This window comes from Streptomyces sp. NPDC087844, from assembly GCF_044742785.1.
Classification (GTDB): domain Bacteria; phylum Actinomycetota; class Actinomycetes; order Streptomycetales; family Streptomycetaceae; genus Streptomyces.
This window is the reverse complement of record NZ_JBIUVD010000024.1, coordinates 117917-140771: the sequence shown is the minus strand read 5'-3', so window position 1 is coordinate 140771 and position 22855 is coordinate 117917. Positions and strand designations below refer to the sequence as shown.

At 71.3% G+C, this 22855-nt stretch carries 20 protein-coding genes; 9 read left to right on the top strand and 11 right to left on the bottom strand.

All coding sequences use genetic code 11. The annotated features are described in order from the left end of the window. Positions 1–140: 140 nt before the first annotated feature. Positions 141–878 (bottom strand): response regulator transcription factor, encoded by a 738-nt coding sequence (locus ACIOKD_RS34870; protein WP_402091911.1) that lies wholly within the window; start codon positions 876–878, stop codon positions 141–143. Between the two features lie 112 nt (positions 879–990). Next, complete coding sequence (locus ACIOKD_RS34865; RefSeq protein WP_402091910.1) at positions 991–1677, bottom strand: spermidine synthase; 687 nt, start codon at positions 1675–1677, stop codon at positions 991–993. A 747-nt stretch (positions 1678–2424) separates the two neighbouring features. Between ACIOKD_RS34865 and lon the strand changes: the two genes are divergently transcribed. Both lon and ACIOKD_RS34855 read left to right on the top strand, forming a co-directional pair. Next, the gene (gene lon / locus ACIOKD_RS34860) at positions 2425–4851 is read left to right on the top strand and encodes an endopeptidase La (protein WP_402091908.1); all 2427 of its coding nucleotides are present in this window, start codon (positions 2425–2427) and stop codon (positions 4849–4851) included. Between the two features lie 375 nt (positions 4852–5226). Then, on the top strand, positions 5227–5781 hold the full coding sequence (locus ACIOKD_RS34855; RefSeq protein ID WP_402091932.1) for a MarR family winged helix-turn-helix transcriptional regulator: 555 nt from the start codon (positions 5227–5229) through the stop codon (positions 5779–5781). Positions 5782–5912: 131 nt separating this feature from the next. On the opposite strand, the gene ACIOKD_RS34850 is transcribed toward ACIOKD_RS34855, so the two are convergent. Beyond that, entirely contained in the window at positions 5913–6698 is a 786-nt protein-coding gene (locus ACIOKD_RS34850; protein WP_402091907.1) for a hypothetical protein, read from the bottom strand. A 356-nt stretch (positions 6699–7054) separates the two neighbouring features. On the opposite strand from ACIOKD_RS34850, the gene ACIOKD_RS34845 reads away from it, so the two are divergent. Genes ACIOKD_RS34845 through ACIOKD_RS34825 form a run of 5 tightly spaced genes read left to right on the top strand, consistent with a single transcriptional unit; the run spans position 7055 to position 12916 of the window. After that, positions 7055–10024: a nitrate- and nitrite sensing domain-containing protein gene (locus ACIOKD_RS34845; RefSeq protein WP_402091905.1), complete on the top strand. Its 2970-nt coding sequence runs from the start codon at positions 7055–7057 to the stop codon at positions 10022–10024. Next, on the top strand, positions 10021–10521 hold the full coding sequence (locus ACIOKD_RS34840) for a roadblock/LC7 domain-containing protein (protein WP_402091904.1): 501 nt from the start codon (positions 10021–10023) through the stop codon (positions 10519–10521). Before ACIOKD_RS34845 ends, ACIOKD_RS34840 begins: the two co-directional genes overlap by 4 nt. Continuing rightward, a complete protein-coding gene (locus tag ACIOKD_RS34835) occupies positions 10518–10964 on the top strand; it encodes a DUF742 domain-containing protein (protein WP_402091902.1) in 447 nt (148 codons plus the stop codon). The genes ACIOKD_RS34840 and ACIOKD_RS34835 overlap by 4 nt, the downstream gene beginning before the upstream one ends. Continuing rightward, entirely contained in the window at positions 10945–11607 is a 663-nt protein-coding gene (locus ACIOKD_RS34830) for a GTP-binding protein (RefSeq protein ID WP_402091900.1), read from the top strand. The genes ACIOKD_RS34835 and ACIOKD_RS34830 overlap by 20 nt, the downstream gene beginning before the upstream one ends. A 55-nt stretch (positions 11608–11662) precedes the next feature. Beyond that, complete coding sequence (locus tag ACIOKD_RS34825) at positions 11663–12916, top strand: styrene monooxygenase/indole monooxygenase family protein (RefSeq protein ID WP_402091899.1); 1254 nt, start codon at positions 11663–11665, stop codon at positions 12914–12916. Positions 12917–12997: 81 nt separating this feature from the next. Here the strand turns inward: ACIOKD_RS34825 and ACIOKD_RS34820 are convergent, their stop codons facing one another. From ACIOKD_RS34820 to ACIOKD_RS34805, 4 genes are all read right to left on the bottom strand, one after another. Then, positions 12998–14155, bottom strand: a complete 1158-nt coding sequence (locus ACIOKD_RS34820) for an NlpC/P60 family protein (protein ID WP_402091898.1) — start codon at positions 14153–14155, stop codon at positions 12998–13000. Between the two features lie 106 nt (positions 14156–14261). After that, a complete protein-coding gene (locus tag ACIOKD_RS34815) occupies positions 14262–14621 on the bottom strand; it encodes a hypothetical protein (protein ID WP_402091897.1) in 360 nt (119 codons plus the stop codon). A 10-nt stretch (positions 14622–14631) separates the two neighbouring features. Further along, complete coding sequence (locus tag ACIOKD_RS34810; protein ID WP_402091896.1) at positions 14632–15357, bottom strand: TetR/AcrR family transcriptional regulator; 726 nt, start codon at positions 15355–15357, stop codon at positions 14632–14634. A 191-nt stretch (positions 15358–15548) separates the two neighbouring features. Beyond that, positions 15549–16508 carry a diiron oxygenase gene (locus tag ACIOKD_RS34805; RefSeq protein WP_402091895.1) on the bottom strand — a complete coding sequence of 320 codons (960 nt, stop codon included), beginning with the start codon at positions 16506–16508 and terminating at the stop codon, positions 15549–15551. Positions 16509–16708: 200 nt separating this feature from the next. On the opposite strand from ACIOKD_RS34805, the gene ACIOKD_RS34800 reads away from it, so the two are divergent. Next, complete coding sequence (locus tag ACIOKD_RS34800; RefSeq protein WP_402091894.1) at positions 16709–17815, top strand: ferritin-like domain-containing protein; 1107 nt, start codon at positions 16709–16711, stop codon at positions 17813–17815. 12 nt (positions 17816–17827) lie between these two features. On the opposite strand, the gene ACIOKD_RS34795 is transcribed toward ACIOKD_RS34800, so the two are convergent. The 4 genes from ACIOKD_RS34795 to ACIOKD_RS34780 form a co-directional block, all read right to left on the bottom strand. Next, positions 17828–19285: a penicillin-binding transpeptidase domain-containing protein gene (locus ACIOKD_RS34795; protein ID WP_402091931.1), complete on the bottom strand. Its 1458-nt coding sequence runs from the start codon at positions 19283–19285 to the stop codon at positions 17828–17830. 17 nt (positions 19286–19302) lie between these two features. Continuing rightward, a complete protein-coding gene (locus ACIOKD_RS34790; protein ID WP_402091893.1) occupies positions 19303–20676 on the bottom strand; it encodes an FtsW/RodA/SpoVE family cell cycle protein in 1374 nt (457 codons plus the stop codon). A gap of 92 nt (positions 20677–20768) precedes the next feature. Beyond that, positions 20769–21143: an SH3 domain-containing protein gene (locus tag ACIOKD_RS34785; protein ID WP_402091892.1), complete on the bottom strand. Its 375-nt coding sequence runs from the start codon at positions 21141–21143 to the stop codon at positions 20769–20771. Between the two features lie 286 nt (positions 21144–21429). Next, a complete protein-coding gene (locus ACIOKD_RS34780; RefSeq protein WP_402091891.1) occupies positions 21430–21936 on the bottom strand; it encodes a dual specificity protein phosphatase family protein in 507 nt (168 codons plus the stop codon). A 91-nt stretch (positions 21937–22027) separates the two neighbouring features. Between ACIOKD_RS34780 and ACIOKD_RS34775 the strand changes: the two genes are divergently transcribed. Then, positions 22028–22843: a nuclease-related domain-containing protein gene (locus tag ACIOKD_RS34775; protein WP_402091889.1), complete on the top strand. Its 816-nt coding sequence runs from the start codon at positions 22028–22030 to the stop codon at positions 22841–22843. The last annotated feature ends 12 nt before the right edge of the window (positions 22844–22855 follow it).

Below are 22855 nucleotides of genomic sequence, written 5' to 3'. Positions count from 1 at the left end.
GCCGGAAGGCGCGCCCGGACCCGCCCCGGCGGCCGGGCCGGAACCCGTGCCGGAGACCGGTCCCGCGCCCGCCTTGGCCCGCTTGCGCAGTACGCCGAGACCCCTCATCACATACGCCCCCTCGGTCAGGGTGCCCGACTCTAGGGTGTCGGGGTCTCCAGCGCGTAGCCCACGCCGTGCACCGTACGGATCCGCTCCGCGCCGATCTTCCGGCGCAGCGCCTTGATGTGGCTGTCCACGGTCCGGGTGCCGGAGGCGTCCGCCCAGTCCCAGACCTCGGCCAGCAGCTGCTCGCGCGAGAGGACCGCGCGGGGCGTGTTCGCCAGGCAGACCAGCAGGTCGAACTCGGTGGGCGTGAGGTGCACGTCGTCGGCGCGCACCCGGACCCGGCGCTGGGCGTGGTCGATCTCCAGCTCGCCGAGGCGCAGGATGCCGGAGCGCGGTGTGGACGCGGCCAGCGTGGCCCGCTCCACGCGCCGCAACAGTACGTGCACGCGCGCGGCCAGCTCGCGCATCGAGAAGGGCTTCGTCATGTAGTCGTCGGCGCCCACGCCGAGGCCGACCAGCATGTCCGTCTCGTCGTCGCGGGCGGTGAGCATCATCACCGGTACCGGACGGGCCGCCTGGACGCGGCGGCAGACCTCAAGGCCGTCGAAACCCGGCAGCATGATGTCGAGAATCAGCAGGTCGGGCTGCCATGCCTCGGCCGTGTCGACGGCGGCCGGTCCGTCACCCGCTGTTTGCACGAGGAACCCCTCGGCGCGAAGCCGGGCGGCGATGGCGTCGACGATTGTCGGATCGTCCTCGACCACCAGCACCCGGCGCTGAGCGCCCGGCGTGGCCGCCGTGCCGTTGTGCGAGGTGTGTGTCTGCTCCATCGCCCGCCCCTGAGTGTGCTTTCCGGAACCAGTGGGGTGATTCCATGACTGCGCTTGACGCTTGAATGATCGGCGTCAGAGCAGCAGGGTACGGGCAGTGACCGTCGCTCGGCTATCCAGGTCTTACCGCGAGATGCACCACGTCCGGAACGCCCCGGGCAACCGGGATCTCTTCGGTACGCACCTGTTGGAACCCGGCATTCCGCAAGGTTCTTGCGAAATCAGGCGAAGGTTTGGCCGACCAAACAGCGAGTACCCCGCCCTCCCGCAACACCCGTGCGCACGCGGCGAGTCCGGCCCGGGAGTACAGATTCTGGTTGCCCTCCGTGACGGTCCACTCGGGTCCGTTGTCGATGTCGAGGCACAGTACGTCGTACGTGTCGGATGTCTCAGTGACGTGAGCGACCAGATCGACCTCGATGATCTCGGTGCGCGGATCCGCGAGCGCGGGGGCCGACAGCTCCGCCAGCGGCCCGGACCGGTGCCAGTCGATGATGGCGCGCTCCCGCTCGGCGACCGCGATGCGGCCCCAGCGGGGATCGGCCGCCGCGTGGACGAGGGAGAAGCCGACGCCGAGGCCGCCGATCAGGATCTCCGGCGCGTCGCGCCCGTCGAGCGCGCCGAGCGCGGCGTCGACCAGCAGTCTCTCCGAGCGGCCGTCGGAGGTGTCCATGAGGAAGCAGCCGTTGGCGATGATCTGCAGCAGTTCGCCGTGACGGCGCAGCACGACCTCGCCGTACGGTCCCTCGCGGCGGTCGATGACTTCGGGGCTGCCGTGCGGAGTGGCGTACGCGGTCATGGGCCCATCCTGGCAAGGCCGCTACGGGCGGGCAGCCGATTTCCGCCGCGCCGGGCGGCTCCGGAACCGGCTCCGTAACCGGCTCCGGAACCGGTTCCGAAACCGCCCGGCGCGGGGAGCACGCTGGGACCTGGACATGGACGGCCTGTGCGGCCGGTGTGAGACCCGCCGGAAGCCGGCTCCGCGGTCCGGTGCACCCGGTGCGCCCGGCGCACCCACGGCCAGATGGCGATCCCGACGGTCAGGGCCAGCAGGTGTGCCCGTTCGTCAGGGTGTCGGTGTCGGGGTCGGGGTCGGATTCGGGTACCGGCCCGGTGTGGGCTGGTCGTGCAGTTCCCCGCGCCCCTTATGAGGCCGGGCCTGGTGGAGGCGCCGGCCGGTGCCGGATGCGCGGGTGGGCTGGTCGCGTAGTTCCTCGCGGCCCTTGTGGGGGCTCGGGGGCGTGTTTCGCGCGCCCTCCGCTGTACCGTCCGGGGCTTCTTCCGTCCCGCCCACCCTCGGCGCGCATGGTCGCGCTGAAACCGACGAAGTACGAGACGTACGGCGAAGTACGGCGGAGTACGGCGAGGTGCGACGAGGTGCCGGCGACGCATCTGTGACGCGGGGACCTGTCCGGACGTTCGGCCGGCGCTCCGGAATATGCCCGCTCCTCAGGTGATCGCTCACAGCGAACAGCGGAAAGGGAACAATCAGAGGCTCACGTGCATTGAGTCGACATAGCTCAACTTGAATGCCGAAGGGGAGATCATGACTTTGACGTCCGAACCGCTCACTCTGCCCGTGCTGCCGCTCGACGACGAGGTCGTGCTGCCCGGCATGGTGGTGCCCCTCGACCTGAACGACGCCGATGTGCGCGCCGCGGTGGAGGCCGCACAGGCAGCCGCCCGTTCCACCGGTGCCAGCAAGCCGAGGGTGCTTCTTGTTCCGCGGATCGACGGTACGTACGCGAACACGGGGGTGATCGGCACGGTCGAGCAGGTCGGACGCCTCGCCGACGGTGACCCCGGCGCCCTGATCCGCGGTCGCGGACGGGTACGTGTCGGCGCCGGTACGACCGGTCCCGGCGCCGCTCTGTGGGTGGAGGGCACACAGGTCGAGGAGACCGTGCCCGACCCGCTGCCCGGCTCCGTGACCGAGCTGGTCACGGAGTACAAGGCGCTGGCCACCAACTGGCTGAAGAAGCGCGCCGCCTGGCAGGTCGTGGACCGCGTCCAGCAGATCGACGACGTGTCCGCGCTCGCCGACAACTCCGGTTACTCGCCGTTCCTGACGACCGCCCAGAAGGTCGAGCTGCTTGAGACCACCGACCCGGTGGCCCGGCTGAAGCTCGCCACCGAGCAGCTGCGCGAGCACCTCGCCGAGCAGGATGTCGCCGAGTCCATCGCCAAGGACGTACAGGAAGGCGTGGACAAGCAGCAGCGGGAGTTCCTGCTGCGGCGGCAGCTGGAGGCCGTGCGCAAGGAGCTGCGCGGGCTGAACGGTGAGGCCGAGGGCGAGGAGTCCGACGACTACCGGGCCCGCGTCGAGGCCGCCGACCTCCCCGAGAAGGTCCGCGAGGCCGCGCTCAAGGAGGTCGAGAAGCTGGAGCGCTCCAGCGACCAGTCGCCCGAGGGCTCCTGGATCCGCACCTGGCTCGACACCGTGCTCGAACTTCCGTGGAACGAGCGCACCGACGACCGTGCCGCCGGGTACGACATCCGGGGGGCCAGGGCGATCCTGGACGCCGAGCACGCCGGTCTTGACGACGTGAAGGAGCGGATCACCGAGTACCTGGCGGTCCGCAAGCGGCGCAACGACCGGGGTCTCGGTGTCGTGGGCGGCCGGCGCGGCGGTGCCGTGCTCGCGCTCGTCGGCCCTCCCGGCGTCGGCAAGACCTCGCTCGGCGAATCCGTCGCGCACGCCATGGGCCGCAAGTTCGTCCGGGTCGCCCTCGGCGGCGTACGGGACGAGGCGGAGATCCGCGGTCACCGGCGTACGTACGTCGGCGCGCTGCCCGGCCGGATCGTACGGGCGATCAAGGAGGCCGGGTCCATGAACCCGGTGGTCCTGCTCGACGAGATCGACAAGGTGGGCTCCGACTTCCGGGGCGACCCGGCGGCGGCCCTCCTCGAAGTCCTCGACCCGGCCCAGAACCACACCTTCCGGGACCACTACCTGGAGGTCGAGCTGGACCTGAGCGATGTCGTCTTCCTGGCCACGGCCAACGTGCTGGAGGCCATCCCGGAGGCACTGCTCGACCGTATGGAACTGGTGCGGCTCGACGGGTACACCGAGGACGAGAAGGTCGTCATCGCCCGCGACCACCTGCTCCCGCGCCAGCTGGAGCGGGCCGGTCTTGAGACCGACGAGGTCACGCTGGACGAGAGCGCGCTGCGCAGGCTGGCAGGCGAGTACACCCGCGAGGCGGGCGTACGCAACCTGGAGCGGTCCGTCGCACGGCTGCTCCGCAAGGTCGCGGCGCAGCACGAACTCGGCGAGCGGAAGCTGCCGTTCACGGTCGGCGCGGACGATCTGCGCGCGCTGATCGGCAGGCCGCACCACGTTCCCGAGTCCGCCCAGGACCCGGCCGAGCGCCGCACCGCGGTGCCCGGTGTGGCGACGGGCCTCGCGGTCACCGGCGCGGGTGGTGACGTCCTCTTCGTCGAGGCGTCCCTCGCCGACCCGGAGACGGGCGCGGCGGGTCTGACCCTGACCGGTCAGCTGGGTGACGTGATGAAGGAGTCGGCGCAGATCGCGCTCTCCTTCCTCCGCTCCCACGGCGCCGAACTGGAACTGCCGGTCGCCGACCTGAAGGACCGGGGCGTGCACATCCACTTCCCGGCGGGCGCGGTACCGAAGGACGGTCCGAGCGCCGGAGTCACGATGACGACGGCACTGGCCTCACTCCTGTCGGGCCGGCTGGTCCGCACGGACGTGGCCATGACCGGTGAGGTCTCGCTCACCGGCCGGGTGCTGCCGATCGGTGGCGTCAAGCAGAAGCTGCTGGCCGCGCACCGGGCGGGCGTCACCACGGTGATCATCCCGCGGCGCAACGAGGCCGACCTGGACGACGTCCCGGCCGAGGTGCTGGAGAAGCTCGACGTCCACGCGGTGACGGACGTCCGCCAGGTCCTTGAGCTGGCGCTGGCGCCGGCCACCAACCGCGCGGCGACGGAGGTCGCGGCGGCGGCGTGAGCGGCGTGAGCCGTGTGAGCCGTGTGGCCGTGTGACCCAGGCTCCGGTGGCGCAGTGACGGACGCCATCGGTCGGTAGGGCCCGGGCCCCTCTTCGTGAGGGGTCCGGGCCTTCCGCGTACGACGTGTGCACGGGGTGCGGGGTGCGGGGTCAGCCGTTGGCGAGTGCCACCACGCGGTCGAGGGCGCCGTTGAACTTGGGTTCGTGCAGTACGTCCCCTCGGCGGCCTTCGCATGGACCCGGCCCATCGCGCCGAGGCGCGTAGGGTTCGGCGGCTGCCCTTGGTCCATTCCTGCGAAATACTGGCCGAGCTGCGGCAATGGCGGTCTTTGGCGGAAACTTTCAGGATCGGGAAACCGGGTCATGGGTGCTGACGTGCACGAGGGCGGTAAGGACGAGGGGCACCGGGCGGAATCCGGCGCTCCGGGGAGTGGTGTGGACCAGGGGGCCGGGGTTGGCGGGTCCGTGGATCAGGGGTCTCTGGATCGCGGGACCGTGAATCACGAGTTTCTTGCTCTGGAGCGTGAGCTGACCGTGCTGCTGAGGCGGGCGCGCGCGTCCTCCGGGGAGATGGTCCGCGAGGTCCATCCCGACCTGGAGTCCTCCGCGTACGGGTTGCTCGTGCGGCTGGAGGAGCGCGGGCGGCAGCGGGCGACCGAGCTTGCCGCCTACATCGGGGTCGGCAAGGCCACGATGTCGCGGCAGCTGCGGGCGCTGGAGGAGCTCGGGCTGGTCGCCCGGGAGCCGGATCCCGCGGACGGGCGGGCGTGGCTCGTTCACCTCACGGAGGTGGGGCGGGAGCGGTTCGGGACCGTGCGGGATGCTCGGCGGGCGCGGTACGTTCGCGAGCTGGCCAGTTGGGAGCGGGCGGAGGTGGCTGAGTTGGCCCGGTTGTTGCATCGGCTGAATCGTGGGGTTGAGCGGGGCTGACCGGCCGCAGGGGTTGTTCGTCGGGTGCAGGACGGTGGGGGTTTGTTGCGCCGTTCCCCGCGCCCCTGAGGACGTCGGCTGGCCGTGCGTCGTCCGCTTGTTGCGCCGTTCCCCGCGCCCCTTCAACAGGTTCACAGCTCGGCGTGGACCACCGTCGCGTCGTCGTGTGTCTTGGAGCGGCCCAGGAATGTGGCGGCCGTGTCCGCCAGTTCCAGGGCGCGGACGCGGTCGATCAGAGACTGGCCGCCCTCCTTGCGGATCAGGGTGAACAGGTCCGTCCAGTCGCCCTCGCCGAACTTCTCCACCCAGCGGGTCGCGCCGTCCGTGAGGGCCGTGAGGGCGCGGACCTCGGAGCGGGGGAGCGTGCCCGTGACGGCGCGGGCCGCCACCGAGGGGTCCGCCGCGGCCGTGAAGAAGCCGCCCTCCTTGTTGCGCAGAATGGCGTCCGTCGCCGCGGCCGACCTCAGCGTGGCGTGCGGGACGCGCGAGAGGCGGTCGTCCAGGACGGGGATGACCGCTCCCGCCGGGGATTCGATGAGCAGCGCCGAGTCGGAGAGCACCAAGTACTCGACCGACGCCTCTGACCAGCGCGCCAGCACCACCGTCGCCTGGGGGGTGCGCGGGTGAGAAAGGTCACAGGTGGTCCGATGGGCGTCGGCTGTACGGGTGATGGCATGGCCCAAGACCTCAGTGAGCGTCAGATCTCGCCGTGAAACGGACAGTTCACTCAACGCGCCACCGAGCCGGGCGGTGAACCAGGGGACGGAATGCAGACATCCCTGATCGGTCGCGGGAGGCGTCACACCGTCCAGGACGACGATCGAACCGCCTTGTCCTGAGGCGGGAAGCCCGACCGATGCGTAGTCCTCGTCGGGGCGGGTGGGGTCACCGGGTACCGAGATCAGTTCCGAGCGCATCCGGCCAGTCTGCACGACCCCTTCACGAGCTTCACCAAAGGCTGGCAACCGTCGGTCAAATGGTCCGGACAAGCAGGTCAGGCGCCTGTTTTGCGACGGATTCACCGACTCCGGCGAAGCGTGGCGGCGCATCCTGCCATCGGTTGCCGTGGACGTCCAACCGGCCTGCCGCGCAGGGGTCTCGCACGCGCCAGGGGAACTTGCCGGGCCGCTCCCCGGCGATGTTCACTCCTTCGTGTGGCGGGTCAGGCGATGCGCGACCACTGCCCACCGGCACTGGGAGGGTCGGGAGCCGAACCGGGACGACACGCGAGTTGACGGATCGTCACCCGGGCCCATGGGGACACGAGTCAAGAATGCGAGCACCGGTGCAGAAAATGCGGCCTCGGCGCAATGGCAGGCAGCCGGCCTCGGGCGGAGCCTCCGGGCCCACCCCGAACTCACCGGCACCGCAGGACACTCCGCAACCCGCGGGACGAGGTCGACCCGCGCACGTACGCAGTCGGCTGATCGTCGCCGTCGCCGTCGTGGCCGCCGCGATCGCCGGAGCGGGCGCTCCGTCCGTGATCGCCGCCTCCGGACAGCTGAACGACTCCCAGAACCTGGTGACGTCGGCCGAGCGGACCCAGGACGCCCTGGCCCTCGCCCACTCACTGGCCGACGAACGCGACGAGGTCACCTCGTATCTCGCGGCCGGCCGCCCCAAGGGCGCAGGTCCCTCGGAGCGCCGCAGCGCCCGTGTGGACCGTCAGGTCGACGAACTGCGCGTCGCCGCCGTCGAGGCGGACGCCCCCGCGTCCTTCCTGGAGACGCTCGACGCGATCGCCGCCGTCCGCAGGTCGGCGCTCAGCGGAGAGGGCAGCGCCCTCGAAGCACACCAGGCGTACTCGACGGCCCTCACCGAACTCCACGGGCTCGCCGAGGACCTGGCCGAGAAGATTCCGCCCCGCGCGGGCTCCGGCGCGCACGCCCTCGCCGACCTCGACACCGCCGTCCAGCAGGCCGCCTCGACCCGTGGTCTGCTCCTCGCCGCGCTGAGCGTGCCCACCAGCAGGCAGACCACCACCGACCCCATCACGGGCCTGCCCACCACGACCACCACGTCGTCGGCCGCCGCGACGAAGCAGCGCGACGCGCTCACCGCCGCGGCCCAGCAGGCCAACGTCCGTGAGCAGGCGGCCCTGGCCGACTTCGCCGGCACCGCGCCGAAGGCGGACCGGACCTCGTACGACTCCACGGTCAACGGGCCGGATGTCGCGTCCGCCGAGAAGTACCTCGCGGGCCTGGCGGACCAGCCCACGCTCGCCGACGCCGAACTGGCCACCAGCATCAAGAAGCTGGACGCGGCGCTCTCCTCGCGCGTCGAGCTGATGCGCGGCGTAGAGGCGTCCCTCAACACCCAGCGCGCCAAGGAACTCGCCCAGCTGCGCGACGACGACGTCACCGCGCTGGAGATCCGGGTCGCGATCCTCGGCGCGCTGATGCTGCTCGCCGTCGGTGTCTCCACCGGCATGGCCCGGTCGCTCACGCGCCCGCTGTCCGTTCTGCGCCGCGGTTCGGCACGTCTGGCCGCCGAGCCCGGCACCGGCGACCCGGTCAAGTTCACCGGCCGCAACGACGAGTTCGCGCAGGTCGTGCGCTCCGTCAACACGCTCCACACGCACGCCCTCGCGCTCCAGGAGCGCCTGGGCACGCTGGAGGGCGACCGCAAGCACCTCATCGGCCAGCGCCAGAAGATGGCCGACGAACGCGACAAATTCCGTACCGAACTCGCCGAGGCCACCGCCCGTCTGGAGCAGGTCCGGCAGAACATCCACGGCACCTTCGTCAGCCTGGCACTGCGCACCCTGGGCCTGGTCGAGCGGCAGCTCGGTGTCATCGAGGGCCTCGAAGAGCGCGAGCAGGACCCCGAGCGCCTCGCCACCCTCTTCAAGCTCGACCACTTCGCCACCGTCATGCGCCGCCACAGCGAGAACCTGCTGGTCCTCGCGGGCGCGGAGCACGGCCACCAGCACCCCGGCCCCGTCCCGCTGGTCGATGTCGTCCGCGCGGCCGTCAGCGAGGTCGAACGGTACGAACGCGTCCGTATCTCCGCGCTGCCGCCGCACGCGCACCTCGCCGGGTTCGCGGCGGACGACATCAGCCACCTGGTGGCCGAACTCCTGGAGAACGCCTCCTCCTTCTCGCCGCCCGACATCCCCGTCGAGGTCTCCGGCTGGCTCCTGGAGAGCGGTGAGGTCATGCTCTCCGTCCAGGACGAGGGCATCGGCATGACCGGTGAGCGGCTGGAGCGGCTCAACACCCGCCTCGCGGCCTTCGACCCCGAGGACCCGTACGACGACGAGAGCGGCGAGGGCCTCGGGCTCGGCCTGTACGTGGTGGCCCGGCTCGCCCACCGGCACGGCGTACGCGTGCAGTTGCGCGAGCAGAAGCAGGGCGGCATCGCGGCCGTCGTGGTCCTGCCCAAGGCGCTGCTCGCCGCCGCGCCAGCCGTGGCCGTGCCCCAGGCGACCACCGCCCGCACGCCCGGGGACGCCTCCGCGATGTCCCTGCCGGGAGCGGACGCCGAGGTCAACTCCAACGTCCTGTACGGCCGTCAGGGCCGCGACCCGCTGATCGCGGCGGCGGAGGACACCCTGCGCGAGACCGACGGGGCGGGCAGGGCTGCCGCCCCGGAGTCGGCTGCCGCCGACCAGTCAGCCGCCGCCGCCCCGCCTGCGGCTCCCGCGGCCCCCGTCGAGCCCGCCGCCCCGGAACCGGATCAGCCCGCCGGCCCCGAGACCACCATGGTCCTCATGGCCCCGGTGCCTCCCGCGTCTCCCGTGCCCTCCGTGCCCTCCGTGTCTCCGGCGGACGAACCCGCCGCAGCCGCCGAACCCGGCGCCGCGTCCCCGCCACAGGCCCCGGCGATCCGGCTCCCGGCCCAGGCCACCGCGGACCACCACGCCGAAACCCGGCGCGCCGGCGACCCGTACGCCATCGGTCCCGATGCCCACGAGCGCGTCCCGGACGACGTACAGACGTCACAGGCAACCCAGGAGTCACAGGGGACCAAGGAGTCGGCGGAGTCGGCGGAGCGGATCACCGACAAGGGGCTGCCCAAGCGGACCCCGAGGGTCGCCGCGCCCGCACCGGCCGCCGGCCCGCGCCGGACGCCCGTCGACGCCGAGGCACTGCGCCGCCGCCTCGGCGGATTCCACCAGGGTGCCAGTGAGGGCCGCCGCGATGTCGAAGCGGAGATCGCCGAACAGACGTCGGAGCTGCAGACGCCCGCCGCACATGCCGTAGAAACCAAGGGGGACACCGTCGAGGAGGCAAGCAGTTGACCGCGCCCACTACCTTCGGACTGAGCCATGAAGCCCGTAACCTGCACTGGCTGCTGACGAACCTCGTCGAGGAGGTGCCGGGCCTCCTGTCGGTCGCGGTGGTCTCCTCCGACGGCCTGCTGCTCCTCTCCTCCGACCCCGGGAGAAACGCGCAGGCGCGGCAGGACGAAGGGAGACCCACGGGTCCCCGCGGGTCCGCGGCGGACCTGGCCACCATCGTCTCCGGCATCGGCAGCCTCGCCATCGGCGCCGCGAAGCTGATGGACGGCGGCACCGTCAAGCAGACGATGGTCGCGATGGACGAGGGCGGGCTCTTCGTCATGTCGATCAGCGACGGCTCGCTGCTCGGCGTGCACGGCGCCCCGGACTGCGACATGAGCGTCGTCGCGTACCACATGGCGCTCTTCGTGGGCCGGGCGGGACACGTCCTGACTCCCGAACTCCGCAGCGAGCTGCGCCAGTCGCTCGCGGCCACGACGATGGAGACGGCCAAGTGAGCGACGCGAGCGGCACGGCCGGTACGCCCGGTACGACCGGTACACGCGGCACGGCCAAACTGCCGGTCCGCGGCGGTGACAGCAAACCCGCCCGCGTACGCCCGTATTCGCTCACCGGTGGCCGTACGCGCTTCGGGCACGTGCTGCTCGTCGAGACGTTCGTGGCCGCGTTGGAGGCCCCGGATGAGCGGCGTGAACTGGAGAATGGTTCACTCTCCACCCGGGTGATGCCGGAGATGAGGGCCATCGTCGAACTCTGCCGCCGGATGCGTACGGTGGCCGAGGTCGCGGCCCTTCTGAAGATGCCGCTCGGTGTGGTCCGGGTGCTCCTCAGCGACCTGGCGGACCAGGGCAAGATCCGTGTGTACGGAACAGGTCACGGCCCGGGGCAGCCGGACCGCGCTCTGCTGGAAAGGGTGCTGAGTGGACTCCGTCGTCTCTGACGTCTCCCGCGTCTCGGATGTCTCCCGATCGTCCGGCCTCCCCGAAGTCGTGGAGCCCGACGAGGAGTTGAAAGCCTGGCAGAAGGATCGGACCCGCGCGCCGATCGCCACGAAGATCGTGGTGGCGGGTGGTTTCGGGGTGGGCAAGACCACCCTCGTCACCGCCGTCTCCGAGATCACGCCTCTCCAGACGGAGGCGTTGATGACACAGGCGAGCGAGGGCACCGACGACCTCAGCTCGACCCCGGAGAAGACCACCACGACCGTGGCCATGGACTTCGGCCGCATCACGCTCGACGACGACCTGGTGCTGTATCTGTTCGGTACGCCCGGGCAGCAGCGGTTCTGGTTCATGTGGGACGACCTGGTGCGCGGGGCGATAGGCGCCGTGGTCCTCGCCGACACCCGCCGCCTCAAGGACTGCTGGCCGGCGCTCGACTACTTCGAGAGCTGCGGGCTGCCGTACGTCGTCGCCGTCAACCACTTCGACGGCAGCGAGCGGTTCGATCCCGACGACGTGCGGGAGGCGCTCACGATCCCCCGGCACATACCTGTCATGATCATGGACGCGCGCCGCAGGATCTCGGTCGTCGAGAGCCTGCTGGCACTGGTGGGCCACGCGCTCGACGTCAGCCCCGACTAGGACGTCAGCCCCGAACAAGGCGTACGCGTACGCAGAGTGCAGAGTGAGGACCAGCATGCGGAAGATACTCGTCGTCGGAGCCGGCCAGTCCGGACTCCAGCTCGCCCTCGGCCTCCAGTCGAACGGGTACGAGGTCACCCTGATGTCCAACCGGACGGCGGACGAGATCCGTACCGGGCGCGTCATGTCCACCCAGTGCATGTTCCACACGGCACTGCAGCACGAGCGCGATCTCCAGCTGAACTTCTGGGAGTCCCAGGCCCCGAAGATCGAAGGACTCGGCGTCTCGGTGGCGGCCCCCGGCTCCTTCGACCCGGGTCCCTCGCAGCGCGCCATCGACTGGGTGGGCAAGCTCGACGGGTACGCGCAGTCGGTGGACCAGCGCGTGAAGATGGCCGGCTGGATGGAGACGTTCGCCCAGCGCGGCGGCCAGCTCGTCATCCACGGCGCCGCGGTCTCCGACCTCGACTACTTCGCCCGTACGTACGACCTGGTCCTCGTCTCGGCGGGCAAGGGCGAACTGGTGTCCATGTTCGGCCGCGACGCCTCCCGCTCCCCGTACGCGGAGCCGCAGCGCGCGCTGGCCGTCGCGTACGTGCACGGGCTGGGCCCGCGGCCCGAGCACCCGGAGTTCGACGCGGTCCGCTGCAACCTCGTACCGGGCGTCGGTGAACTCTTCGTCATGCCCACGTTCACCACCTCCGGCCGGGCGGACATCCTCTTCCTGGAGGGCATACCCGGCGGCCCGATGGACGTCTTCCAAGGCGTCAAGGACCCGGCCGAACACCTCTCCCTGACCCTGGAACTCATGGAGCGGTTCACGCCGTGGGAGTACGCCAGGGCCACCAAGGTCGAACTCACCGACGCGGGCGGCACGCTGGCCGGACGCTACGCGCCGACCGTCCGCAACCCGGTCGGCCGGCTGCCCGGCGGCGGCCTGGTCCTCGGCGTGGCGGACGTGGTCGTGGCGAACGACCCGATCACCGGCCAGGGCTCCAACTCGGCCTCCAAGTGCGCCGCCTCGTACCTCGACTCGATCCTCGGCCACGGGGAGAAGGAGTTCGACGAGACGTGGATGCGCGCCACCTTCGATCGCTACTGGGACACGGCCCAGCACGTCACGAAGTGGACGAACGCGATGCTCGGCGCCCCGCCGGAGCACGTCCTCGAACTGATCGGCGCGGCGGGCCGGCTGCCCCCGGTCGCCGACCGCTTCGCCAACGGCTTCAACGACCCGTCGGACTTCGAGAACTTCTTCTACGAGCCGGAGAAGACGGGGGCGTACCTCGCGTCCGTGACGGGTGGCTGAGGGCCGCTTCCACGTGCCGCGCCGTCGTGGCTGGTCGCGCAGTTCCCCGCGCCCCTTCGAGGGCGCCCGCCGCGGGGCGCCCTACGGGATGTCGTAGCCCTCGTCCGAGCCGTCTGTCGCGTTGTCGGGGAGCTTCGGTGGTGTGTACCGCCGCAGCGGCTTCCCGGACGGGTCCGGGCGTACCGCGCCTAGTACCGGGTTGGCCGCGATCGGGGACACCTTGATCCGCGCTCCCGGCCTCGGCGCCTGTACGACCAGGCCGTCGCCCAGGTACATCGCCACGTGGGTGGCTTCGGGGAAGTAGACCACCAGGTCGCCGGGGCGCAGGTCGGGCAGGGGGACGCGGGGGAGTTCGGCCCACTGTTCCTGGCTGGTGCGCGGGACGGGGCGGCCCGCGTCGGTCCAGGCCTGCGAGGTGAGGCCCGAGCAGTCGTACGAGTCCGGGCCCTCGGCGCCCCACTCGTACGGCTTGCCGATCTGGGCCACGGCGTAGCGCAGTGCCTCGCTCCCCTCCCGAGTGGGCCGGCGCGTGCTGCTGAGCGCGCCCGACGCCACCAGTTCGTCCTGGGCCTCCGCCACCCCGGACCTCTCCAGCTCGGCCACCCGCGCGAGCTGCTCCTCGGTGAGCGAGGCCAGCAGCTCCTCGACCTCCTTCAGCCGCTCGCGTACGAGGTCGCGGTCCTTCTTCTGCTCCTCGGCGAGGGCGAGCCGGCCGTCGAGGGCTCTACGGGCCCGGTGCGCCAGCTCGGCGGTCCGCTGTTCGTCCCCCGCCAGCCGCTCCATCGTCCCCGCCCGCTCCTGCGAGACCTGCCGGATGACGTGGCCCTGGTCGAGCGCGTGCTGAGGGTCGCGGGCGAGCAGCAGCCGTACGTACGAGGAGATCTCGCTCGTGCCCTGGTACTGCTGCCGGGCGAGCCTTCCCACCGCGCCGCGGCTGCCGTGGAGCTCGAGGCGGGCCGCGGTGAGCCGGCCGTTGAGCTTCGCGACCTCGGCCCGCTGCCGTTTCAGCCGCTCCTCGGTCGCGTTGTACGCCTCGGTGGCCCTCTCGGCCTCCCGGTACAGCCGCTGAAGCTCCGTCAGCAACTCGGCCACGGGGCGCTCGATCGAGGGGCGCTCGGCCACGGGGGAGTGGCTCTCGTCGGGGTCGGGCGCCGCCGAGGCCGGTGCGGGTAGCGGTACCAGGATCGCGCCGGCCGCGATCGCCGCCGTGCAGACCAGTCGCAGCAGCCTTGCTGACACGTCGTCACCTCCGGTGCGGGGCGGTATCTCCGCTCCTCCGCACCGTGAGCATCGGACGTCCGCGCGGGCCGCGCGCGCCGACCGTGGGCGGACCGGCCCAACCAGGTCACCCGTGGGTGTCCTCCGGCTTGACGTCCGGCGTGGCGTCTGGCCTGGCGTATGGCGTGGCGTCCGACGCCGGATCGGGGGCGGGGTCGGGCGCGGGGTCCGGCTTCGACCATGGCCACCTGAGCCTGCCGGCGCGGCCCGTGAGGTCGTACTCGTACTTCCATCCCTGGTGCAGGCCGAGCCGGCTGCTCGCGCCCGCCTGTACGCGGCGGTAGACCAGGAGGGTGGGCGGGCCGCCGTCGGCGGCCGGCACCGGGACGCGGTACACCTTCGGAGGGTGGCCGGTCGGGCCGAGCAGGACCGGCAGCACACGGCCGTCCAGGGGGCCGCCCTCGAAGGGGGTGTCTTCGCTCTTCACCGGGCCAGTGTCACAGCAGGTGCGCCGCGTCGCTGACCACGGGCAGCACCCGGCGGGCCAGCGAGCCCATCGGTCCGTCCGCGGACTCCAGCGTCAGCGCTGCCCGTACGACCGCGGCGGTCTGCTCGTCGCGGGCGGCCGTCGCCACCAGGCACGCCACGAACTGCTCGACGAGCCAGTCGCGCAGCTCGTCCAGCGGGGGTTCCTTCTCCTCGTCCAGCCAGATCAGCGAGGCCGCCTCGACGGCCGTGATCCACATTCGGACGGTCATCCGCAGCCGGTTGCCCGGCTCCTCGACGGCCAGGTGGCTGAGGATGTGCTCGGCGGCGGCCCGTCGTACGCCGTCCACGATGGCCGTCGTCCTCGACGTCTCGACCACGCTGCCGCCCTGGAGCAGGGCGCTGAAGCCGGCGTCGTGCTGGTCCACGAAGGCGAGGTAGCGGTCCAGGGCGTTGGAGAGGCGGCGGCTGAGGGGGCCGTCCGGCGGTTCGGCGAAGCAGTGCTCCAGCTCCTCCGCGGCGGAGCGGAGGGCGGCCTCGTACAACTGCTGCTTGCCGCCGGGGAAGTAGCGGTAGACCAGCGGCCGTGAGACGCCCGCCGCTTCCGCCACGTCGTCCAGGGAGATGTCCTCCGGGGCCCGTACCGCGAACAGTGACAGCGCGGCGTCGAGGAGCTGACTGCGTCGTTCCTCGACGCTGAGGCGTCGGTATGCGCGGGTGGGGGCCTGCGAGGTCATGTCTCGCAGCGTAGCCCGTTCCCGGGGGTGCGGAGTGGGGTGGGAGGTGAGTGGGGGTTCGTGGGTGGGTGCGGGTCCGGTGGGGGCTTGTCGCGCAGTTCCCCGCGCCCCTGAGAAGCGGGGCTGCGCCCCTGAGGAGCAGAGCTGCGCCCCTGCCTGCCAGCCCGTGCTTCCGGCTGGAGGGTGGGTGGTCAGGCCAGTAGGCCCGAGGATTTCCACAGGCGGCGGCCCGCGCCTCGTAGGACGCCTATGTCGTCCAGGAAGTCCGTCAGGCGTTTCGAACCCGTCTGCATGATCTCTCGGCGGTGGCCGCTCGCCTTCACCTGAGCGACGGCCTCCCGCCTGTCCAGGCCGATGTTCGTGTAGACCTCCGGGTTGACGAAGGCGACCGAGAAGACGCGGGCGAACTCGCCGGAGGTGACGCGGGTGAACTCCTGCGACCAGCGCGGCGCGGTCATCATCTGGCGGCGCAGCTCCTCACGGGCGTACCGGACGTGGCGTGCCTCCTCCACCACGTGGATCCGCGTCACCCCGCGCACCAGCGTCTGCACCCGCTCGTCCGGGAACGTCAGCCGCTGCATCCAGTCGAGCACCTCCTCGCCCAGCAGCGTGGCCGTGAACGAACCGGGGGTCGTGGACACCGTCTTGAAGAGCCGGCCGAGGTTCTGGTGCGCCCGGCTCACCGGGTAGTGCGGTGTCCCGCCCCGGCTTATCAACCGGGCGAACATCTTCGAGTGACGGCATTCGTCCTCGATCTCGGTCAGCGCGTAGCGCACGTGCGCGCTCGTCGCCGCCTTGTCGTAGATGTGCCGCACCAGCAGCTGCATGAGGATGATCTCGAACCAGATCCCCAGCGAGGCCAGCGCCGCGGCCTCGTGCCGGGAGAGCAGGATCCGCTGTTCCTCGCTCATCCGCTTCCAGATCGGGGTGTCGTAGAGCGACACCAGCTCCGGCGGCCAGAACCACTTGCCGTCCTCGAACGGCGCGTCCCAGTCCAGCTCCTCGTCCGGGTCGAAGGAGTGCTTCGCGGAGGATTCGAGCAGCCGCTCGGCCACCTGCTCCCGGTCCTTGAGCAGGCCGAGCGCGTCGCGCAGACCCGCGACCGCACCGTCCTCCGTCGTCACGGTCGTCCTGCCCGTCACGGTCGTCATGGCTGTGCCCACCTCGCCGTACGTCGTCGCACCTTGGCGTGCCTCGTCGTGCCTCGTCGTGCCTTCGTCGTGCCTCGTCGTCCCGGAAGTCACCTGGGTTACCGCCGGTCACGTCTTATGAGACTGCCTGTCAGCAAGCTCGTCAATCCCCCCTGCGCAACTTGTTGACCCGCCGACTACCACGTGTGAGCCTGCGAGACATGCCGACCTACGACCTGTACGCCAAGGACCCCGGAGCTCCCCTCTGGCAGGTGCCCGCGACCGGCGCGGCACGGTTCAGCTGGGAGTACGACGAAGGGCGCGACCGACTGCTGGCCCTGTACCAGAAGGGCAAGGACAAGCAGTGGGACGGGCAGAAGCGGATCGACTGGGACCTGGAAGTCGACCCGCACGACCCCATCGGCACCCCCGACGAGTCGATCTCCATCCACGGCACGCCGTACTGGGAGAAGATGAACGACCGCGACAGGGGTGAACTCCGCAAGCACGTCGCCTCATGGCAGTTCAGCCAGTTCCTGCACGGCGAGCAGGGCGCCATGGTCTGCGCGGCCCGCATCGTCGAGTCCGTGCCCGACCTGGACGCCAAGTTCTACTCGGCGACCCAGACGATGGACGAGGCACGGCACGCCGAGATCTACGCCCGCTTCCTCCACGAGAAGGTCGGGATGGTCTACCCGATCGACGACAACCTCCAGTCGCTGCTCGGCGACACCCTGCGCGACTCCCGCTGGGACATGCCGTACCTCGGTATGCAGGTCCTCATCGAAGGGCTCGCCCTCGCCGCGTTCGGCCTCATCAGGGACACCACGGAGAAGCCGCTGCCCAAGCAGATACTGGCGTACGTCATGCAGGACGAGGCCCGCCACGTCGCCTTCGGCCGGATGGCGCTGCGCGACTACTACAAGCAGCTCTCCGACGCCGAACTGCGCGAACGCGAGGAGTTCGTCATCGAGGGCTGCTATCTGATGCGCGACCGCCTGCGCGGTACGGAGGTCCTGGAGAACTTCGGCGTCCCCAGGGCGGAGGCCGAGGAGTACACCGAGCGCTCCGAGTTCCTGGCCCTCTTCCGCCAACTGCTGTTCTCCCGCATCGTGCCCTGCGTCCGGGACATCGGCCTGTGGGGCAAACGCCTCCAGCAGGCCTACGTGGACATGGGCGTCTTCGACATGGGCAACTCCAACCTCGACCTCCTGATGTCCCAGGACGAGGAACTCGCCGAGAAACTGGACGCGGACCGCTTCGCGGCGGAGGAGCAGGCCCGGGTGACGGAGGTCGAGGAGGCCATCGAAGCGGGAACACAGCCCTAGGGACCGGGGCCCTCAGGGGTCGAGCACGGCCTCCATCACCGCTCGGGCGATCGGCGCCGCGTCCCCGCCGCCGCTGATGTCGCCCCGGTCGGCCGCCGCGTCCTCGACGACGACCGCGACGGCCACCGCCGGTTCCATGGAGTCGTCGGCCCGCGCCCAGGAGATGAACCAGGCGTACGGCGTACCGGAGTTGTGGATGCCGTGCTGGGCCGTGCCGGACTTGCCGCCGACCGTGGCGCCGGGGATCGCCGCGTTCGTACCGGTGCCCTTCTCCACCACGTCCGTCATCAACTCGCGCAGCCGTACGGCCGTGGCGGGACTCATGGCCCGGCGCAGGGTGTGCTGCCCGGTGGCGGACACCATGTCGCCGTCGCCCGTGGTCGTCCGCTCCACCAGATGCGGCGTACGCACCGAACCGTGGTCGGCGACGGCAGCGGCGACCATCGCCATCTGCAGGGGCGTGGCACGGGTGTTGTACTGGCCGATGGAGGAGAGCGCGAGCTGCGCCTTGTCCACCCGGGTGTCGAAGGTGCTGGGGGAGACCCGGAAGGGAATGCCGAGCCCGCGGTCGTTGAAGCCGAAGCCGGCCGCCGTCGTCCGCATCGCGTCCCGGCCCACCTCCACACCCAGCCCGGCGAAGACCGTGTTGCACGACCACTGGAAGGCGTACCGCAGCGACGCGTCCGCGCACCCCTCGACCTCGTTCGTCAGCCGCGTCGAACTGCCCGGCAGCCGGTACGGGTCCGGGGACCCGGTGGGCGCGTCCAGATCACGCACCACGCCCGAGTCGAGCGCCGCCGCCGCGGTGATCACCTTGAAGGTCGAGCCCGGCGGATACGTCTGCCGTACCGCCCGGTTGAGCATCGGCCGGTCCGCCGCGCCGTTCAGCCGCGCCCACGTCCTCGCCACGGCGGAGTCCGTCCCGGAGAGCTCCCCGGGGTCGTAGGAGGGGGTGGAGACCAGGGCCAGGATCCGGCCGGTGGACGGTTCGAGGGCGGCCACCGCGCCCCGCCGCGAACCGAGCCCGGCGTACGCCGCCTGCTGCGCCGCCGCGTCGAGGGTCGTGACCACGTGACCACCGGGGTTACGCGCCCGTGCCAGGTCGTTCCACAGCGGGAGCGGCGAGAGCGCCGGGTCGGTGCCCGCCAGTACGCCGTCCGCGGCACCCTCCAGCAGGGAGGTCCCGTACACCTGGGAGGCGAAGCCGGTGACGGGGGCGTACAACGGGCCGTTCTTGTAGGTCCGTTCGTAGCGGAACCGCTCACCGGAGTCCCTGGACCCGGTGACCGCCCGGCCGCCGACGAGGATGTCGCCGCGCGGCTGGCCGTAACGGGCGATCGTGTTGCGGCGGTTGCCCGGATTCTCGTCGTACGCGCGGGCCTGGACGATCTGCACACGGACGGCGTTGACGAGAAGGGCCAGCAGGAGGAGCGCGCAGAAGGCGGCGGCGTGCCGGATGTACCGGGTCATGGGCCGGCCGTTGCCCGTCACGGCGCGGCCTCCTCGCCCTGCCGCTTCTCCTCGGACCGGCCGCGTGCCGAGTCGCTGAGGCGCATCAGCAGGGCCACGATGACCCAGTTGGTGACGACCGACGAACCGCCCTGCGCGAGGAACGGCATCGCCATCCCGGTCAGCGGGATCAGCCCCGTCACCCCGCCCGCGATCACGAAGACCTGCAGCGCGACGATCGAGGCGAGCCCGACCGCGAGCAGCCGGCCGAAGGGGTCGCGCAGGGCGAGGCCCGCCCGGATGCCGCGTTCGACCAGCAGCCCGTACAGGATGAAGATGGCGGACAGGCCGGCCAGGCCCAGTTCCTCGCCCGCCGTGGCCAGGATGAAGTCCGACTTGACGGCGAAGCCGATGAGGATCGAGTGGCCGGAGCCGAGGCCCGTGCCGAGGAACCCGCCGGCGGCGAACGCGAAGAGCGACTGGGCGAGTTGGTTCGGGCCCCGGCCCGCCTCGATCGACGCGAAGGGGTGCAGCCAGTCCTCGACCCTGCTGTGCACATGGGGTTCAAGACAGCCGACGGCGAAGGCCCCGCAGGCCGCGAGGAGCAGCCCCACCGCGATCCAGCCGGTGCGGCCCGTGGCCACGTAGAGCAGGATCACGAAGAGGCCGAAGAAGAGCAGCGAGGTGCCGAGGTCGCGTTCGAGGACCAGTACGCCCACGCTCAGCAGCCAGACCGCGAGGATCGGGCCGAGTACGCGCCCGGTGGGCAGTTGGAGCAGCCAGAGGCGGCGGCCGGTGTACGCGAGGGCGTTGCGGTTGGCGGCGAGGTAGCCGGCGAAGAACACCGCGAGCATGACCTTCGCGAACTCCCCCGGCTGGATGGAGAACCCGGCGATCCTGATCCAGATCCGGGCGCCGTTCACCGAGGGGAAGAAGATCGGCAGGACGAGGAGGGCCAGTGCGGTGACGACGGACACGTACGTGTAGCGCTGGAGCACCCGATGGTCGCGCAGGAGCACCACCACCGCGATGAACAGCCCGACGCCCAGTGTCGACCAGACGAGTTGCGTGGGCGCCGCCCGGTCGGCCGGGGTCTCCAGGTCGAGCCGGTAGATCAGGACCAGGCCCAGGCCGTTGAGCAGGACCGCGATCGGCAGCAGCAGGGGGTCGGCGCAGGGGGCGCGCAGGCGCACCGCGAGATGTGCGAGGAGCGCGAGCACGCCCAGCCCGGCGCCGTATCCGGCGGCGCCGGGCGGGACGGATCCGGTCCTGGCGAGCCCGACGCCGCAGTAGCCGTACACGGAGAGCAGGACGGCCACGACGAGGAGGGTGAACTCGATGCCACGGCGCCGGGGAAGGCGTACAACGGGAGCCGGCGGGTCCGCCTGCGCTGTCGTTCCGGGCGAGAGCATGTCCGGAAGTTAGCAAGCCGACCGCCCGATGTCCTGTTATACGTCGACAAACGGGCCGCTCCGGTGCGCCTCGGAAGGCGCTCGGGAAGCGCTCAGCACCAGCGGGGCGAGGCGCCGATGTTGTCGATGTAGCGGGCGGCTCCCCAGGCCCATGTGCCATCGGCGAGGAGATACCAGAGGGGGTTGCCCTTGACGCTCTGGCCGGGCGTCTTGCAGAAGATGGAGACGACCTCGCCGTACTCCGCGAAGCCGATGACGGCACTGCTGCGGGTCGGCTTGTCCCGCAGGTGCAGCCCGCCGGGCGCGCTGATGCGGCCCTTGTAGTACCTGTCGTGGCTGCTGTCGTGGCTGCTGTCGTGATCGCCCCAGTCGTCACCGGCGAGGGCGGGGCTCGTGGCGGCCCCGACGGCGAGAACGCCGCCGGCGGCGGCTATGCCGAGACGGATGAAAACGGTACGCAGAGACATGGCGGGCTCCTCCGAAATGGTGACCAAGGCTGACTGATCGCCACATTAGAATCCCCCTCCCGCAACCGCCCGCCACACTGAGCCATCGGGGCGCAGCCCTTAGGGGCGGCGCGGGGAACGGCGCGGTCTTCTGGCTTGAGGGACGCGGGACCGTGCCGATACGCGACTCCACCGCGCACCGCACCGCACCGCACCGCGCACCGCACCGCACCGCGCACCGCACCGCGCCGGCGAACACGCTCGGGCCGGCACCGCCGACGGGCTACTCGACGGGCTACTCGACGGGCTACTCGGCGAGCTCCTCCAGGAGGCGGGCCGTGGCCAGCCCGGTCCGCAGGTACTCCACGAAGAGCTCGTTGTGCAGGGCCCACGGGGAGCGGCGGGAGCGGATCAGCCGGATCGCCTCGTCGGCCGTGCGGCCCGCGAGGACCAGGGCGTGGGCGACGACGAGGCCCGAGCGGTTGTAGCCGTGGTAGCAGCGGACCAGGACGCGCCTGCCCTCGTCCAGCGCCTCGTTCGCGGTCCGGGCGAGCCGCATCACGCCGGCCAGCTGTGTGCCGTCCAGCGGCCCGTCCGGGATGGGCCACACATGGTGCTCCACGCCCGGCTCGGGGCCGTGGCCGGGTAGTCGCAGCAGGGTCAGCACCAGGTCGAACTCGTCGTGTACGACGGCGAACTCCGGTTCTCCCGACCGGCCCGTGTACTCGTGCCCGCCCATCCACAGGCCGGGCACCACCTCGCTCCACGGGCTGTCCGGGACCGGCACATCGGGTTGCCTCCTGCGAGCCCGCAACGGCGCCTCCCCTTCCAGCTACTGCCAAAGGTATCCGCCTTCTTGCCCCTGGAGCACCCCGCCTGTTCCCATGGTCGAGAGGTGATGATGCATGAACGCACTGCGCGTCATACCGACTTGGCGGCACGGTCAGGAACGGCTCTACGTCTGCCGCACGGACGGCAGGAACGTCGCCTGGTACGACAGGGAGGCCGCCCGGGTCAATCTGCTCAGCGAGGAGCGGCGCGAGGACGTGCTCGATGCGCTCGGACCGTTCCTGACCGGAACGGTGACGGTCGGACCGCCACCGGTACCGACCCCCGCCGAACTCGCCCTGCTGTCCCTGCCCCCGGACGACGACCTCGCGCCGAACCGGCCCGGCGAGGCCCTGCAGAGCGTGCTCGACCACGAGCCGGTTCCGCGGCGGCGGATGCGACCGGACCCCAGGCGGCACGCCCTCGCGGCGGAATTCGCGGCGGAGCTCGCGGTGGGCGAGGCGCTGGACCGGCTGGACGGCGCCGGGTGGCGCACCCTGCACTCGGTGCCGCTGCCCGGCGGGGACCGCGTCCATCACCTGGTGATCGGCCCGGGAGGCCTGTTCGCCGTGCACACGGTGCACGCCCGCAAGCGGCGCGTTCTCGTCGCCGATCCGATGGTCACGGTGGGGCGACGGGAGGCCCGGCCGCTGCTGCGCGCGGTCCGCGCCGACGCGGACCGCGCCTCGTACGCCCTCACCGCCGAGGTGCACCCCGTCCTGGCCCTCTTCGGCCCCAGGGACGTGTCGGTGACGGCCCCGCTGCGTGAGATGCGCATCCTGCTGGACACCGATGTGACGTCGCTGGCCCGGTCGGGAGGCATCCTCAAGCCGGCGGACGTCGAGGCGCTGCACGCCATGGCCCGCGACCGGGGGACGTGGGTACGGGTCTGAAGGCCCCGCGCC

Excerpts from the sequence above, each read along its gene's own strand:
- ACIOKD_RS34810 (WP_402091896.1), bottom strand. The coding sequence starts at position 15,357 with ATGACCTCGCAGGCCCCCACCCGCGCATACCGACGCCTCAGCGTCGAG.
- ACIOKD_RS34795 (WP_402091931.1), bottom strand. The coding sequence starts at position 19,285 with ATGACCCGGTACATCCGGCACGCCGCCGCCTTCTGCGCGCTCCTCCTG.
- lon (WP_402091908.1), top strand. The coding sequence starts at position 2,425 with ATGACTTTGACGTCCGAACCGCTCACTCTGCCCGTGCTGCCGCTCGAC.
- ACIOKD_RS34800 (WP_402091894.1), top strand. The coding sequence starts at position 16,709 with ATGCCGACCTACGACCTGTACGCCAAGGACCCCGGAGCTCCCCTCTGG.
- ACIOKD_RS34790 (WP_402091893.1), bottom strand. The coding sequence starts at position 20,676 with ATGCTCTCGCCCGGAACGACAGCGCAGGCGGACCCGCCGGCTCCCGTT.
- ACIOKD_RS34870 (WP_402091911.1), bottom strand. The coding sequence starts at position 878 with ATGGAGCAGACACACACCTCGCACAACGGCACGGCGGCCACGCCGGGC.
- ACIOKD_RS34785 (WP_402091892.1), bottom strand. The coding sequence starts at position 21,143 with ATGTCTCTGCGTACCGTTTTCATCCGTCTCGGCATAGCCGCCGCCGGC.
- ACIOKD_RS34805 (WP_402091895.1), bottom strand. The coding sequence starts at position 16,508 with ATGACGACCGTGACGGGCAGGACGACCGTGACGACGGAGGACGGTGCG.
- ACIOKD_RS34850 (WP_402091907.1), bottom strand. The coding sequence starts at position 6,698 with ATGCGCTCGGAACTGATCTCGGTACCCGGTGACCCCACCCGCCCCGAC.
- ACIOKD_RS34865 (WP_402091910.1), bottom strand. The coding sequence starts at position 1,677 with ATGACCGCGTACGCCACTCCGCACGGCAGCCCCGAAGTCATCGACCGC.
- ACIOKD_RS34825 (WP_402091899.1), top strand. The coding sequence starts at position 11,663 with ATGCGGAAGATACTCGTCGTCGGAGCCGGCCAGTCCGGACTCCAGCTC.
- ACIOKD_RS34845 (WP_402091905.1), top strand. The coding sequence starts at position 7,055 with ATGCGAGCACCGGTGCAGAAAATGCGGCCTCGGCGCAATGGCAGGCAG.
- ACIOKD_RS34775 (WP_402091889.1), top strand. The coding sequence starts at position 22,028 with ATGAACGCACTGCGCGTCATACCGACTTGGCGGCACGGTCAGGAACGG.